This window comes from Dactylosporangium sp. NBC_01737, from assembly GCF_035963215.1.
Classification (GTDB): Bacteria; Actinomycetota; Actinomycetes; order Mycobacteriales; family Micromonosporaceae; genus Dactylosporangium.
This window is the reverse complement of the sequence record NZ_CP109153.1, coordinates 11,024,523-11,039,078: the sequence shown is the minus strand read 5'-3', so window position 1 is coordinate 11,039,078 and position 14,556 is coordinate 11,024,523. Positions and strand designations below refer to the sequence as shown.

Annotated in this window: 11 protein-coding genes; 5 read left to right on the top strand and 6 right to left on the bottom strand. The window is 73.2% G+C overall.

Annotation, left to right across the window (positions count from 1 at the left end; translation table 11 throughout):
• The first annotated feature begins 145 nt into the window (after positions 1–145).
• Positions 146–1,705: a PP2C family protein-serine/threonine phosphatase gene (locus OHA72_RS50765; RefSeq protein ID WP_327003285.1), complete on the top strand. Its 1,560-nt coding sequence runs from the start codon at positions 146–148 to the stop codon at positions 1,703–1,705.
• Between the two features lie 71 nt (positions 1,706–1,776).
• Here OHA72_RS50765 and OHA72_RS50760 read toward each other — a convergent pair whose 3' ends face one another.
• The 4 genes from OHA72_RS50760 to OHA72_RS50745 form a co-directional block, all read right to left on the bottom strand.
• Positions 1,777–2,157: an ATP-binding protein gene (locus OHA72_RS50760; RefSeq protein WP_327003284.1), complete on the bottom strand. Its 381-nt coding sequence runs from the start codon at positions 2,155–2,157 to the stop codon at positions 1,777–1,779.
• On the bottom strand, positions 2,154–2,486 hold the full coding sequence (locus OHA72_RS50755) for an STAS domain-containing protein (RefSeq protein ID WP_327003283.1): 333 nt from the start codon (positions 2,484–2,486) through the stop codon (positions 2,154–2,156). The genes OHA72_RS50760 and OHA72_RS50755 overlap by 4 nt, the downstream gene beginning before the upstream one ends.
• Before the next feature lie 83 nt (positions 2,487–2,569).
• The gene (locus OHA72_RS50750; protein WP_327003282.1) at positions 2,570–3,277 is read right to left on the bottom strand and encodes a response regulator; all 708 of its coding nucleotides are present in this window, start codon (positions 3,275–3,277) and stop codon (positions 2,570–2,572) included.
• 29 nt (positions 3,278–3,306) lie between these two features.
• Positions 3,307–4,428 (bottom strand): sensor histidine kinase, encoded by a 1,122-nt coding sequence (locus OHA72_RS50745; protein WP_327003281.1) that lies wholly within the window; start codon positions 4,426–4,428, stop codon positions 3,307–3,309.
• A gap of 134 nt (positions 4,429–4,562) precedes the next feature.
• Between OHA72_RS50745 and OHA72_RS50740 the strand changes: the two genes are divergently transcribed.
• Together OHA72_RS50740 and OHA72_RS50735 are read left to right on the top strand one after the other, a co-directional pair.
• The gene (locus tag OHA72_RS50740) at positions 4,563–5,768 is read left to right on the top strand and encodes a serine hydrolase domain-containing protein (protein WP_327003280.1); all 1,206 of its coding nucleotides are present in this window, start codon (positions 4,563–4,565) and stop codon (positions 5,766–5,768) included.
• A 23-nt stretch (positions 5,769–5,791) separates the two neighbouring features.
• A complete protein-coding gene (locus OHA72_RS50735; protein WP_327003279.1) occupies positions 5,792–6,733 on the top strand; it encodes an acetamidase/formamidase family protein in 942 nt (313 codons plus the stop codon).
• Here OHA72_RS50735 and OHA72_RS50730 read toward each other — a convergent pair.
• Positions 6,711–7,214, bottom strand: coding sequence for a monooxygenase family protein (locus OHA72_RS50730; RefSeq protein WP_327003278.1), 504 nt, complete (start codon positions 7,212–7,214; stop codon positions 6,711–6,713). The two genes, OHA72_RS50735 and OHA72_RS50730, sit on opposite strands and share 23 nt — an antisense overlap.
• 104 nt (positions 7,215–7,318) lie before the next feature.
• Positions 7,319–10,519 (bottom strand): BTAD domain-containing putative transcriptional regulator, encoded by a 3,201-nt coding sequence (locus OHA72_RS50725; RefSeq protein WP_327003277.1) that lies wholly within the window; start codon positions 10,517–10,519, stop codon positions 7,319–7,321.
• Between the two features lie 228 nt (positions 10,520–10,747).
• Here OHA72_RS50725 and OHA72_RS50720 point away from each other — a divergent pair, with 228 nt between their 5' ends.
• A complete protein-coding gene (locus OHA72_RS50720) occupies positions 10,748–12,565 on the top strand; it encodes a right-handed parallel beta-helix repeat-containing protein (protein ID WP_327003276.1) in 1,818 nt (605 codons plus the stop codon).
• 128 nt (positions 12,566–12,693) lie between these two features.
• Positions 12,694–14,556: a molecular chaperone DnaK gene (gene dnaK / locus OHA72_RS50715; protein ID WP_327003275.1), complete on the top strand. Its 1,863-nt coding sequence runs from the start codon at positions 12,694–12,696 to the stop codon at positions 14,554–14,556.

The following is a 14,556-nucleotide window of genomic DNA, read 5'->3' as shown; positions in this document are numbered from 1 at the left end:
CTCAGCGGTCCTGGACGGGCGGGGGACACAAGCACCGTAACGCCGCCATCGGGCGGGTTGGCGGGATAGCAGGGTGAATGTCGGAAGCACCGACACCCGACGCGCCCGGGCGGCCGTGCGGTGGTTTCGGCACTAAACTGCGGTGATGGCACACGACGGTGCGCGGCGTGGGGCCGTGCCGGCCACCGCGGGCGGCGACGGTGACGCCGTCGCGGCGGTGGTGCGCTCGCTGCTGTCGGCGGTGCCGGCGGGGTGCACCTGGCTGCTGCCGCTGACCGACGAGGACGGCCGGGTCGCCGACTTCCTCGTCGCGGCGGTGAGCGGGCGCGGCGAGGACCTCTACCGCCGCGGTGCCAACCGGATCGGCGAGCGGGTCAGCGACCTGTATCCGAGCATGGTCGGCGGGCCGCTGTGGCAGCTGTATCTGCGGGTCCAGGCCGACGGGGTGGCCGCCGAGCTGGCCGACTTCCGGTATGTGGAGCAGCGGGCCGGGGTCGTGGCGGACTCGCAGTTCGCGGTGAGCGTGCATCCCGTCCTCGGCGGGCTGCTGGTGTGGTGGCAGCGCGTCGACGAGGCACGTCGCCGCATGGAGCACACGGAGCTGCTCGGCAGCCTCGGCTGGGCGGAGTATGACCTGATCACCGGGCGCAGCGAGTGGTCGCCCGGCATGTTCCGGATCTTCGAGCGGGACCCGGCGCTGGGGGCGATGTCGCGCTCGGAGCAGGCCGCGGCGCTGCTCGCCGACGACCGGGGCGTGAGCGAGACCGCGTGGCAGACCCTGGACAGCGGCGCCGCGTCCGACGTGACCGTGCGGTTCCGGACCGGGGAGACGGTGAAGTACCTGCGGATCCTGTCCGACGTCGCCCGCGACGCCGACGGCAAGCCGTTGAAGATCTACGCCGTCGTGCAGGACGTCACGACCCGCGAGGACGCCCGCTCGGCGATGGAGCGGCTCAGCGACCAGCTGCGCACCCGCGAGATGACGGCGCTCGCCGAGCACCGCCTGGCCGCGCAGCTGCAGAACATGATCCAGCCGGTGCCGCGGGAGCCGTTCCCGCTCGCGGGGCTCCAGGCGGTGGTCAGCTACCTGCCCGCGGAGAGCGCCGTGCAGGTCGGCGGCGACTGGTATCACGCGCAGACCCTGCCCGACGGGCTGGTGGCCCTGGCCGTCGGCGACGTCGCCGGACACGGCCTGGACGCCGCGAACGGCATGGCGCACCTGCGCTTCTCGCTGGTGGCGTGGCTGTCGATCGGCATCCGCGACCCGGGCACGCTGCTCGCCCACATGAACCGGTTGTGCCTGCAGCTGGGCATCACCGGCACCGCCGCGATCGGCGTCTACGACCCGGGCGCGAGGACGCTGTCGTGGGCGCGGGCCGGGCACATGCCGCCGCTGCTGGCCCGTGCCGGCGCGGTCAGCGAGCTCGAGCGGCCCGCCGGGCTGCTGCTCGGCGCGGGCGACGACGCCACCTATCCGGTCCTCGCCTCGACCCTGCGCGACGACGACCTGGTCCTGTTCTACACCGACGGGCTGGTCGAGCGCCGCGGGTCCGGCATCGACGTGATGCTCGACCGGGTGAAGCAGACCCTTGCCGACGTCTCCGCCGACACCGGCTCGCAGCCACTGACCCGCCTGCGTGGCCTGCTGCACTACGCTAGCCCCGACGACGACACCTGCACCCTGGCGGTCCGCGTCCTGCCCTGACAACAGACCTGACAGGCCGGAAGCCGGGGAGGCCGGGAAGCCGCAAGGCCGGAAGCCGGAAAGCCGGCAGGTCAGAGGTGCAGCCGCAGCCGCACCGTGGTCCCGTCCGGGCCGCTGACCGTGTCGACCTGGTCGCAGATCCGCTCGACGATCGGCAGCCCCCGCCCGCGCACCGCGTCCGGCGCCGGCATCGGCCGCTGGAACGTGCGCGGCGGTCCCTGGTCGACGACGTCGCAGACGATCTGCCCGGCGTCGGTCCACACCCGGACCCGGCCGCCGCCGGTGGTGTGCTGCACCGTGTTCGTGGCCAGCTCGTTGACCGCCAGCATCAGCATCTCGGTCCGGGCCTCGGACATGCCCAGCGCCAGGGCCTGGTCCCGCACGAACGCCCGGACCGCGCCGAGGTCCTCGGCATCGCTGTAGAACAGCGTGCCGGGCGCGTCGGTGCTCATGAAGCCTGCCCGGCGCCGTGGGGCGGCAGCGCCAGCAGCTCGCCGACCCCGGTCATCTCCAGGACGTCGGCGACGGCCCCTCCCGCGTTGACCACGTGCAGCCGGCGGCCCTGCCGCTGGGCGGCGTGGTGGCCGGTGACCAGGCCGTGCACGCCGCTGGAGTCGATGAACCGCAGCGCGGTCAGGTCCACGACGATGACGGGCGCGCTGTCGACGGCCGCCAGCAGCACGGTCGTGAGCTCCTCGCGCGTGGTCAGGTCGCACTCGCCGACCAGGGACACGACGGCCCGGCCGTCCTCGGCCGACGTCCGCGCCTCGAACATCGCCATCGTGCCGCACCACCCCTCACGTCGCCCCGGAGCTGTCCTGGTCACCATCATGGCATCCGGGACCCGCCGCAGTGCGTCGCGCATCACCCGCTCAGGTGCCCTCCGGTGTCCGGGGCTTCCCTGTCGTCCCGAAGTGCGGGCACGACGAGGCCGCTCTCGTACGCCACGACCACCGCCTGCGCCCGGCTGCTCAGCCGCAGCTTGGACATCAGCCGCTTCACGTGGGTCTTCACGGTCGCCTCGCTGAGCACCAGCCGCTCGGCGATGTCGGTGTTGCTCAGGCCGTTGCCGACGAACCGCAGCACCTCGGTCTCCCGGGCGGTCAGCTCGTCCAGGCGGGTACCGGCCGGGGCGCGGCGGTGATGCATCGCGTACGTCTCGATCAGCCGGTGGGTGATCCGCGGCGCGATCAGGATGTCACCGCCGGCGACGGTGTGGATCGCCGACACGATCCGCTGCGGCGGGGTGTCCTTGAGCAAGAACCCGGAGGCGCCCTCGGCGAGGGCGGCGTACACGTACTCGTCGAGGTCGAAGGTGGTCAGCACGACGACCCGCGGGCGGTGTTCCCCGGGGGCGGCCAGGATCCGGCGGGTGGCGCCGATGCCGTCCAGGACCGGCATCCTGATGTCCATCAGGACGATGTTGGGCGCGGTGGAGGCCGCGAGCGCCACCGCCTCGGCGCCGTCGGCGGCCTCGCCGGCGACCTCGAGCCCGGGCGCGGCCCGCAGCAACGCCACCAGCCCGGCCCGGATCAGTGCCTGGTCGTCGGCGACCAGGACCCGGACGGTCATGCCGTCACCTCCGCTGCGCTCCGGACCGCTCACAGGGACACCTCAGTCGGCAGGCGCAGCACGACCGCGAACCCGCCGCCGTCGGCAGGTCCCGCGGTGAGGACGCCACCGTACAGTTCGGCGCGTTCCCGCATGCCCCGGATGCCGTGCGACGTCGCTGGGCGGTGCTGCGCGCGCTGGTGCGGGCGGACCGCGCCGTCGTCGGTGACCCGCACCGTCAGTGTCCGTTCGCCGTGCTCGACGTGCACCCGGGCGGTGGCCGGGCCGGCGTGCTTGAGCACGTTGGTCAGCGACTCCTGCACGACCCGGTACGCGCACAGGTCCGGCCCGGGCGGCAGCGGGCGCGCCTCGCCGGTCACCGCGACCTCGACCGGCAGGCCGGCGCCGCGGATGCGCTCCACCAGGTCGGGAAGCTGCGCCAGGCCCGGCTGCGGCTGCAGCTGCGAGCCCTCCACGTCGTCGACCCGCAGCACGTCCAGCAGGCGGCGCAGGTCCAGCAGCGCCTCCCGGCTCGCGCCGCCGACCGTGGCGATCGCGGTCCTGGCCGTGGGAAGGTCCGTGTCCAGCACGTACTCCGCGACGCCCGCCTGCAGCGAGATGACCGACATGTGGTGGGCGACGATGTCGTGCAGCTCCCGCGCGATGCGGACCCGTTCCCCGGCGACGAGCTGCGCCGCCTCCGCCGCGAGCCGCTCGGCGCGCCGCCCCCACCGCCGGGTGCCCTCGCCGAGGACCCACGCGCCGAGCATCACCAGCACCGACTGGGCGATCTGCGACCACACCACGGCCGAGGTCGCGGTGGCGTACGCGATCGCCGTCGCCGCGATCGTCGTGGCGAACACGGCGGCGGCGACGGGCCGGGAGCGCAGCGTCGCCACGGTGAACATGGCCACGACCATGCCGACGCCGCCGTTGGGGAACTCGCCGTAGCCGAGCAGGCTGTACGCGGCGAGCGCGGCCACGATGACCAGCGTCGTCAGCACCGGCGCCCGCTGCCGCAGCGCGAGCGGCGCGACCGTCAGCACGCCGAGCACCGCGGCCCGCCAGTCGGGCCGGCCGTCGGCCTGGCCGGCGAGGGTCGCCACGCTCAGTCCCGCGAGGACCACCGCGAGCAGCACGTCGACCAGGACGGTGTTCAGGGGCACCCGCATCCATGCAACGCTATCCGCCGCCGGGCGCGGGATCGACCACCAGCGGTGGTATCCGCGCCTACCCCCAGGAGGGTAGCCGCGGTTGCCGTCTGAGAGTGACGACGGACGTCGATGCGCTGCATAGCGTCGAGGGCATGAGAACCGTATGGATGACCGTGACCGCAGTGACCGCCGTGACCGCGACGCTCGGCACCGCCGGGGTCGCCGAGGCGGCCCGGCAGCACCGCCCGGACGTGCGCGCCGTGCTGCAGCGTGACAGTGACGCGCTGCTGGCACAGGGCGCGCCCGGGGTACAGGTCGAGCTGGACACCGCCCGCGGCGACGTGCGGGTCCGCAGCGGCTTCGGCGACGTCGCCGCGCGGACCCCGGTGCCGTGGGACGGCAGGTTCCGCGTCGGCAGCTACACCAAGACGTTCGTGGCCGCGACGCTGCTGCAGCTCGTCGGCGAGGGCAGGCTGTCGCTGGACGACACCGTCGAGCGGTGGCTGCCGGGGGTCGTGCAGGGCAACGGCAACGACGGGCGCACCGTGACCGTCCGGCAGCTGCTGCAGCACACCAGCGGCCTGCCGGAGTACCTGGCCGGGATGACGTACCTCTTCGACCAGCAGGGCTTCGAGCAGCACCGGTACGACACCGTCACCCCGGAGCAGGCGGTCGCCACGGCCATGACGTTCCAGCCGGAGTTCGCCCCGGGCACGCAGTGGAGCTACTCGAACACCAACTACGCCCTGGCCGGGCTGATCATCCAGCGGGTCACCGGGCACACCTGGCAGCACGAGGTCCGCCGGCGCATCATCGAGCCGCTCGGGCTGCGCCACACCACGGCCCCGGACACCGACCCGGACGTCCCGAGCCCGCACGCGATCGGCTACGAGCGCTTCGCCGGGCCGGGCGGCACGCAGGACGACCCGAAGTACGGCGAGCCGATCGACGCGACCAGGCTCAACCCGTCGTGGGGCGGCGCCGCAGGGGCGATCATCAGCACCACCGGCGACGCCAACCGGTTCCTGCAGGCCCTGCTCGGCGGACGGGTGCTGCGGCCGGCCGAGCTCGCCGAGATGCGCCGCACCGTGCCGACGAACGACGAGTTCCGCGAGAACTGGCCCGGCGCCCGCTACGGGCTCGGCCTCATGTGGATCCCCAACTCGTGCGGCGGGTCCTGGTCCCACGGCGGCGACATCCACGGGTACCGCACCCGCAACGGTGTCACGGGTGACGGCACGCGCAGCGTCGTAGTGTCGATGAACACCGACTCGTTCCAGCGCGCGCCGGGCGTCCCCGCGCCGACCAAGGACATCACGGTCGACCTCATCGACCACGCCCTGTGCGGCGTGCGCTGACCCGCCTGGTTTACTGCGACATCGTGGAGCATGTGCTGGAACCCGACGACCGGACGCTGCACGGTCACTTCTCGGCGGATTACCCACCGGTGCTGACCGTGCGGCCCGGCGACAGCGTCACCTTCCGGACCCTCGACTGCTGGTGGTCCGCCGGCCCCTACGCCGGTGAGCACCCGCCGGACCGCCCGCGCGTCCCGCAGCACCGCCCCGAGTACGGCCACGCGCTGGTCGGGCCGGTCGCCGTCGAAGGGGCGAAGGCCGGGCAGACCCTCGAGGTCCGCGTCGACGCGGTCGTCCCGGCGACGTGGGGGACCACGGTCGCCGGCGGCTGGCCGAGCGGCCCGAACCGGCGGTACCACCTGGAGACCGAGGGTGTCGTGCACGCGTGGGAGCTCGACCCGGCCGCGATGACCGGCCGCAACCAGCACGGCCACACGGTGCCGCTGCGCCCGTTCATGGGCGTGATGGGCATGCCGCCCGCCGGGCCGGGGGAGCACTCGACGATCCCGCCGCGGGTGCACGGCGGCAACATCGACTGCAAGGAACTGGTCGCCGGGACCACGCTGCTGCTGCCGATCCCCGTCGACGGCGCCCTGTTCTCCGTCGGCGACGGGCACGCGGCCCAGGGCGACGGCGAGGTCAGCGGCACCGCGATCGAGTGCCCGATGGACCGGGTGACGCTGACGTTCGGGGTGCGCGAGGACTTCCCGGTGCCGGGACCGGTCGCCCGCACCGCCGACGCCTGGATCACGATGGGTCTCGGCGAGACCCTCGACGACGCCGCCTATGCCGCGCTGGAGTCGATGTTCGCGCTGCTGGAGCGGTTGCACGGGGTGGCGCGGGCGGACGCGGTCGCGCTCAGCAGTGTGGCGGTCGACCTGCGGGTCACCCAGATCGTCAACCAGGTGGTCGGGGTGCACGCCGTCCTGCGCGACGGAGCCATCAGTACAGCTCCTCCTCGCTGACGACCGGTGCGACGGTGTCCTCGGGGCGCCCGACCCGCGCGGCCGAGCCGAACATGGGCCCGCGCGCCGGATGCACGGGGGCGAAGGCGGCGAAGCCGCGGTGTCTCGGGATGTCGTCGTACACCGCCTCCATCCCGCCGCGGATCAGGTAGGTCTCATGCCAGAAGCCGGTGCCGCCGCTGTCCCGCAGGAAGTCGCGCCACCAGCGCCGGTGCGGTTCGGAGCGCGCCCATGACAGGAGCGCGGGCAGGTCCTGCCAGTACTGGCGGATGCCGACGTGCATGGGGAACAGCGACCACAACAGCGACTCGTGCGCGAGCAGGCCTTCGGGCCTGCCGGTCGCGGACCGGCCGATCTGCGGGCCGTAGCCCATGAGTGTCCGCAGGCCGTAGAGCCGGTTGACGCGCATGCCCAGATAGACGACCACGAGGTCCGGATAGGATGACAGGTCGACGGTCTGCCGATTGACGCGGGTAGGCATCGCGGGCGCTCCTTGGCTCGATGTGCGAGGAGACCGACGGTATACAGCAGGACTGAATAGGCACTTGACGTCGACTGAATGCACACGGCGGCAAGGGCCGGCCGTCACCCCAGCCGGGGGAGCTCGGCGAGCAGGTCGGCGGCGCGCGTCGCGAACAGCAGGGCCCCGCGCTCCTGCGAAAGGGTGAGCGCCCGACGGGCGGCGCTTGCGGCGGACCCGACGTCGCCGCCGGCAAGGAGTGCCTTCGCGCGGATGAGGAGCACCAGGCCCTCCGCGTACCGTTCGCCGTGCCGGTCGATGAACGTCTCGGCCTTGTCCAGTGCGGTCATGGCGGAGGAGGGATCGTCACCGCAGAGCCGGATCTCGGCGAGCAGTGCATACCAGGTGGCCAGGTTCGATCGAGGCGGGTCGACCAGTGCGGTCTCGATGATGCGCTCCATGGCCGCGGCCGCCGTGCCTGGATCGTCGCCGGACATGGCCTTCGCCCAGTGCCGTGCGAGCCGCGGGTAGCTGCCGGAGAAGGTGAAGGAGAAGTCCGGATCGGCGTTGACGGCCGTCTCGGCGGCCCGCAGCGCCCACGCGAAGTCGCCCGCGGCGGCCGCCGCGGTGACGGCGAACGAGCCCCAGATGCTGATGGCGTACGGGTCGTCGCCGGCGTCGAGCTCAACCTTGTCGAACAGCCGGCGCGCCGCGACCGGGTCGCCGTGCAGCGCGGTGTTCAGCGCCAGCATGACCGGCGTCATCATCTGCAGCCGGTGTCGCAGCGGATCGGCGTCCCGCTGGGCCTGGATGAGCGCGTCGGACCGGCTCAGGTTCCGGTAGGCCTCCCCGATGTTGCCCGAGCTCCACTGGTGGACTCCCCACGCGTGGTGGCCGGACGCCTCGACCACGGGGTCCGAGGAGTGCCGGCCGTGTTCCAGCAGCCGGAGCGCGAGGCGCCCGGCGGCCTCGAGCTGGATGCCCTGGGCGTGGGCCAGGAACCGGGTGAAGAGGAAGCCGGTGGCCTCCCGGTCGCGGCCGAGCGACCGCGCGACCTCCTCGGCGCGGTCCAGATGGTCCATGGTGGTTCCGACGAAGCCGGCGTGGATGCCCGCGACGGCGGTCAGCTCGGTGAGCGCGGTGAGCTCCAGGTCGAGGAGCCCGGCGCCGCGTGCGACCCGGCTCGCGGTGCCGAGGTGCTGCTCCGCGGTCTCGTAGGCGGATCGTCTCGCCGCGATGCGTCCCGCGACCAGGAGTGCCTGCGCCGTCTGCTCCGGCTCGGCGAGCGGGCCCGCCGCGTACAGGTGGTGGGCGAGCGCCTCACCGTGACGCTCGGCCGACTCCCGGGTCTGCGCGAGCGCGGCCGCGATGTGCAGGTGGAACCGGCCCGCCGCCGACCGGACCGTCGAGCGGGCGACCGACTCGCGGACGAGATCGTGCACGAACCGCCAGGTCCCCGGAGCGCCGGATGCCGCCTCGATCAGGCCGATGGCTTCGAGCGCCTCCAGGCGGGTGAGGCATTGCGACACGTCGAGGCCGGACGCGCCGGCCAGCAGGCGGATGTCGATGGTGCGGCCCATCAGGGCCGCGATCTCGATGAGGCGGCGGTCGCTGTCGTCGAGCATGTTCGTGCGGTCCCGGACGATGTCGCGCACCGTGGACGGGACGGCGGCCTGGGCCGCCGCCTGGTCGGCCAGGTGATCCTCCTCGGCCAGGAATCTCGCGAGCTCGCGCACGAACAGGGGGTTGCCTTCGGTGCGGGCCTGGATGCTCCGGGCGACGCCGGGACTGGGAGCCTGCCCGGTCTCCTGGCGGACCAGCTCGGCGACGTCGGCCGGGTCGAGCGGGCCGAGAACGATGCGCCGGTGGTGCTCCAGCCGCGCGACGGCCGCCAGCATGCTGCCCACGTGCCGGCTCGGCGTCGGTGCATGGCCGCGCAGGGCGCCCAGCAGCACGCTCCCGACCGGGAGCGACCCGGCCAGGTGCGCGAACAGCTGCAGCGAGGCCTGGTCCGCCCAGTGCAGGTCGTCCACGACCACGATCAGGGGCTGCCGTGCGGCGGCCGCGCCGCACAACGCGACGACCTGGCTGTACAGGCGGAACTGCGCACCGGCATCCGGCCGCACCGGGACCTCGGCGCCGCGTGCGGGGTGCTGCAGCAGGTCGCCGAGGCCGGCCGTCCAGCGCGCCCGCTCGTCCTGCGGCAGCGCCGGAATCAGGGCCTCGACGATCTGGACCCAGGGCCACATCGACGGGGTGCCTTCACCGTCCTGGCACCGGCCCCAGTAGGCGGGCGCACCGTCCGCGGCGGCCTCGCCGGTGACTTCGGCGAGCAGCCGGGTCTTGCCCACTCCCGGCGGACCTTCGACGAGCACGACCTGCGCTCCGGCGAACGTGGCCGAGCCGACGGCCTGGCGGAGGACCGCAAGCTCCTCGTGCCGGCCCACGAGACGATCGGACCGGCCGCCGGAAGGTTCCAGCGGTGATCGCGCCCCGGATCCGGGTGCGGGTGCGGCTTGCGGCAGGAGGCCGGCGAGGCGTGGTGGGGTCGCGGCCCCGGCCTGCCGGAGCACCTGCCGGTGCGCCTCGCGAAGCGCCGGACCGGGGTCGATGCCCAGTTCGTCGGCCAGGCGTGCCCGCACCGTGTCGAACACGGACAGGGCCTCCGCCCGCTGCCCCGCCGCCATCAGCGTGGTCACGAGCGTGGCCTGCATCGTCTCGTCGAGGGGTGCGATCCATGCGGCCAGGCGCAGGGGCTGCAGGATGCGTTTGGCGTGGCCGTGGGGCACGGCGACACCGGCGGCCTCGACGCAGGCGTCGAGCAGCTCGCGGTTGACGGAGGCGAACAGCGGGCCGGCGGTGGCGCTGAGGGTCAGCCCGTCGCCCGCGGGTCCCCGCCACCACGACAAGGCCTCCTCGTACGCGTCGACGCCGTCCTCGATCCGGTGGGCGTCCAGCGCGGCGCGGGCGAGGCCGAGGTGCCGGCGGAACCCGGTCAGGTCGAGTGCCACCCGGCCGACGTCGAACTGGTAGCCGCTGCTGCGGCGGTGGAGGTAGGAGCCGGGCGCCCGGGCGGACAGGTCCGGTTCGAGCAGCCGTCGCAGCGCCCCGACGTATTTCTGGACGATGTTCGGTGCCGAGGTCGGCATGCCGTCGTCCCAGACGAGGTCGATGAGTTCGGCGATGCTGACCGGCCGGCCCGCCTGCAGCAGCAGCAGTGCCAGCAGGTAGGTCTGCTGCCGCGGTCCGGTGTCGACCTCGACGCCGTCACGCCATACCCGCAAGGGACCGAGGACCTGGAAGGTCAGTGCAGCGGCGCCGGCCATCGAGCCCTTCCTCGGGTAGCTGCTCAGGCAAGGCTACGCGCCGGCCCGTCGGCGGTCGCGCCGGAGGGGGGCGGCCGGCCGAGGGTATCGACCGAGGTTGACCCCTCGCGGGGCGGTGGCTACGGTGTGCGGCAGGAATACGCTTTCCTCGCGTGTCGACGGCAGACCCGCCCAGTCTCCGGCCGTCCACCCCGGGCGCGCGCCCGCCGCCACCCGTGGAGATCCCTCGTGAGAACCCCGCACCCCACCCGCCGCCGATGGCCCCTCCTGGCCGCCGCGGCAGCCCTGTGCACCACCGCCGCGGTCGTGTTCGGGCCGCTCGCGTTCGCGGCCACCCTGTTCACCGACGACTTCAACGACGGCAACGCCAACGGCTGGTCGAAGTCCGGCGGCACGTGGTCCGTCGTCACCGACGGCTCCGGCGTGTACCGGCAGTCCAAGGCCGCCAGCGACCTGGCCCGCGCGTTCGCCGGGCAGACCGGCTGGAGCGACTACACCGTCGAGGCCAGGGTCCGGCCTCTCGCGTTCGACGGCACCGCCGCCGACCGGTTCGCCGGCCTCGCCGCCCGCTCCGGCGGCTCCACCAGCTACGACCGGGTGGTGCTGCTCAGCGGCAACCGCGCCGAACTGCAGGCGGTGCGCTCCGGGGCGGTCACCGTGCTGGGCTCGGTGAGCCTGCCGGTGAGCACCGGCCGCTGGTACACGCTGCGGCTGGAGGAGTCCGGCCCGACCGTGCGCGGCTACGTCGACGGCGCGCTCGTCGGCAGCGGCCCGAGCCAGTCGGCGACCGGGCGGATCGGCGTGCAGACGTTCCGTGCGTCGGCCGACTTCGACGACGTCACCGCGCAGAGCGGGACGAGCACGCCGCCGAGCGCGTCGGCCAGCGCCAGCCGCAGCCCCAGCGCCTCCGCGAGCCCCAGTGCCTCCGCGAGCCCCAGCGCGCCGACGGCCGGCACCCTGTACGTGGCGCCGACCGGTGACGACGCCGCCGCAGGGACCCTCGCCGCGCCGCTGCGCACCATCCAGCGCGCCGTCGACCTCGCCCGGCCGGGCACGACCATCGCGCTGCGCGGTGGAACGTACACGCCGGCGAGCAACATCCAGCTGACGAAGAGCGGCACCGCGGCCGCGCCGTACACCATCACCAACCACGCCGGCGAGCACGTGCTGCTGGACGCGGAGCAGATGCCACACACGCCGGCACCACTGGACGCCAGCATCCCCAACGCGGAGCGCGGCGCGATCCACATCGAGGCGTCCTACTGGCGTATCACCGGCATCGAGATTGCCCACGGCCCCTACGGCATCTTCTGCCGCGACTGCGGCAACAACGTCTTCGCCCGGCTGACCACCCGCGACAACTACGAGAGCGGCCTGCACATCCAGGGTGCCTCCAGCAACAACCAGATCCTCGACCTGGACAGCTACGGCAACCACGACCCGCGCAAGAACGGCGAGAGCGCCGACGGCCTGGCCATCAAGGAGGGCTCCGGCACCGGCAACGTGGTCCGCGGCGCCCGGCTGTGGAACAACGTCGACGACGGCTTCGACGCCTGGGAGTTCCTGTCGCCGATCACGATCGAGTCGTCGGTCGCGTGGGGCAACGGCGTCAACCGGTGGAACTTCCCCGACTTCGCCGGCGACGGCAACGGCTTCAAGCTCGGCGGCGGCGACGAGGACCTGCCCGCCGGGCACGTCGTGCGCAACAGCATCGCCTTCGACAACGCGCAGGGCGGCTTCATCGACAACGCCAACCCCGGCGCGCTGCGACTGGAGCACAACACGGCGTGGCGCAACGGCGGCACCGGCTTCGACGTCGCCGACGCGGCCGCGACGGTGACCGCGAACCTCGCCGTCGCCAACCGGGTCCAGGTGTCGATGGGCACCTCCACCGGCAGCGGCAACTCCTGGGACCTCGGCGGCACCTGGGCGCTGCAGAGCACCGACGCCACGGTCATCACCGGCCCGCGGACGTCGTCGGGGGCGATCGCGTCGTCGTCGTTCCTGCGCCCCGCCAGCGGCGCGGACGTCGGCGCCAGGATCTGACCCCGGCGTGCCGGGCGGCGGCCGGACCGCCGCCCGGCACGGTCACTCCGATCGGGTGAGACACGGCCGCGGCGGCGCGGTGAGCGTTGGATACGGCATGTCAGCTGAAGGCTCGAGAGGAGACGCGCATGGCACGCGCTGTGGGAATCGACCTCGGCACGACCAACTCCGTGATCGCCGCGTTCGAGGGGGGCCGGCCGACCGTCCTGCCCAACGCCGAGGGCAGCAGGACCACGCCGTCCGTGGTCGCGTACACCGACGGCGGCGAACGGCTCGTCGGGCAGCTCGCCCGCAGGCAGGCGGTGCTCAACCCCAAGGGCACGATCACCTCCGCGAAACGCTTCATCGGCCGCAGGTTCGACGAGGTGGGCGAGGAGACCCAGGGGGTCACGTACGACGTCGTCTCCGGGCCCGACGGCATGGTGCGCTTCGACGTGCGCGGCAAGCTGCTGTCGCCGGAGGAGGTGTCCGCGCAGATCCTGCGCAAGCTCGCCGACGACGCGGCGAAGCACCTGGGCGAGAAGGTGACCGAGGCCGTCGTCACGGTGCCGGCGTACTTCAACGACGCGCAGCGCCAGGCGACCAAGGACGCGGGGAAGATCGCCGGGCTGAACGTGCTGCGGATCATCAACGAGCCGACCGCGGCGGCACTCGCGTACGGGCTGGACAAGAAGGGCCACGAGACGGTCCTCGTGTTCGACCTCGGCGGCGGCACCTTCGACGTGAGCATCCTCGACGTCGGCGACGGCGTCGTCGAGGTCCGGGCGACCTCCGGCGACACGCACCTCGGCGGAGACAACTTCGACCACCGCCTCGTCGAGCACATCGCCGATCAGTTCCAGCGGGAGACGGGCATCGACGTGCGCACCGACCCGCAGGCGCTGCAGCGGCTCACCGAGGCCGCCGAACGCGCCAAGGTCGAGCTGTCGTCGGTGACGCAGACGCAGGTGAACCTGCCGTTCATCACCGCCGACGCGACCGGGCCGAAGCACCTCACGATGACGCTGACCCGCTCGACGTTCGAGGAGCTGACCCACGACCTCCTGGAGCGGACGATGGGGCCGGTCAAGCAGGCGATGCAGGACGCGAAGGTCGCCGCCGGCGACCTCGACGAGGTGATCCTCGTGGGCGGGGCGACCCGCATGCCGGCCGTGCAGACCCTGGTGCGCCGCCTCACCGGCGGCAAGGAACCGAACATGAGCGTCAACCCCGACGAGGTCGTCGCGCTCGGCGCCGCCATCCAGGCCGGGGTCCTCAAGGGCGACGTGCAGGACGTCGTCCTGCTCGACGTCACGCCGCTGTCGCTGGGCGTGGAGACCCTCGGCGGGCTGATGACCAAGATCATCGACCGGAACACGACGATCCCGACCCGGCGGGCCGAGACGTTCTCCACCGCCGATGACAACCAGCCCGCAGTCGACGTCGTCGCGCTGCAGGGCGAACGGGAACGCGCCGCCGACAACCGGGTCCTGGGCCGCATGCGGCTGGAGAACATCAGGCCCGCCCCGCGCGGCACCCCGCAGGTCGAGGTGACCTTCGACGTCGACGCCAACGGCATCCTCAACGTGTCCGCGAAGGACAAGGACACCGGCGCTGAGCAGAAGATCACCATCACCGAGAGCGGCACCCTCGATGCCGCCGAGGTGGAGCGGATGGTCCGCGAGGCCGAACAGCACCGGGCCGAGGACCAGCAGATCCGCCAGCGGGTCGACGCCAGCAACGAGCTCGACAGCGCCGCGTACCAGCTGGAACGCGGCCTGCAGGAGCGCGGCGACGTGCCGGAGCACGAGCGGGCCCGTGCCACGATGCTCATCGAGCAGGCCCGGGAGGCGGTGCGGGAGCAGGCGCCGACGCCGCGGCTGCGGCAGCTGACGGAGGACGTGCGGCAGATGACGCTGGCGCTGAGCAGCGGACGCGAGGCCGCGCAACCCGGGGCCGCGCAGTCGCAGGGCGCTGACGACGTCATCGATGCCGACTTCAACACGGGGTGA

Excerpts from the sequence above, each read along its gene's own strand:
- OHA72_RS50765 (WP_327003285.1), top strand. The coding sequence starts at position 146 with ATGGCACACGACGGTGCGCGGCGTGGGGCCGTGCCGGCCACCGCGGGC.
- OHA72_RS50760 (WP_327003284.1), bottom strand. The coding sequence starts at position 2,157 with ATGAGCACCGACGCGCCCGGCACGCTGTTCTACAGCGATGCCGAGGAC.
- OHA72_RS50755 (WP_327003283.1), bottom strand. The coding sequence starts at position 2,486 with ATGGCGATGTTCGAGGCGCGGACGTCGGCCGAGGACGGCCGGGCCGTC.
- OHA72_RS50750 (WP_327003282.1), bottom strand. The coding sequence starts at position 3,277 with ATGACCGTCCGGGTCCTGGTCGCCGACGACCAGGCACTGATCCGGGCC.
- OHA72_RS50745 (WP_327003281.1), bottom strand. The coding sequence starts at position 4,428 with ATGCGGGTGCCCCTGAACACCGTCCTGGTCGACGTGCTGCTCGCGGTG.
- OHA72_RS50740 (WP_327003280.1), top strand. The coding sequence starts at position 4,563 with ATGAGAACCGTATGGATGACCGTGACCGCAGTGACCGCCGTGACCGCG.
- OHA72_RS50730 (WP_327003278.1), bottom strand. The coding sequence starts at position 7,214 with ATGCCTACCCGCGTCAATCGGCAGACCGTCGACCTGTCATCCTATCCG.
- OHA72_RS50725 (WP_327003277.1), bottom strand. The coding sequence starts at position 10,519 with ATGGCCGGCGCCGCTGCACTGACCTTCCAGGTCCTCGGTCCCTTGCGG.
- dnaK (WP_327003275.1), top strand. The coding sequence starts at position 12,694 with ATGGCACGCGCTGTGGGAATCGACCTCGGCACGACCAACTCCGTGATC.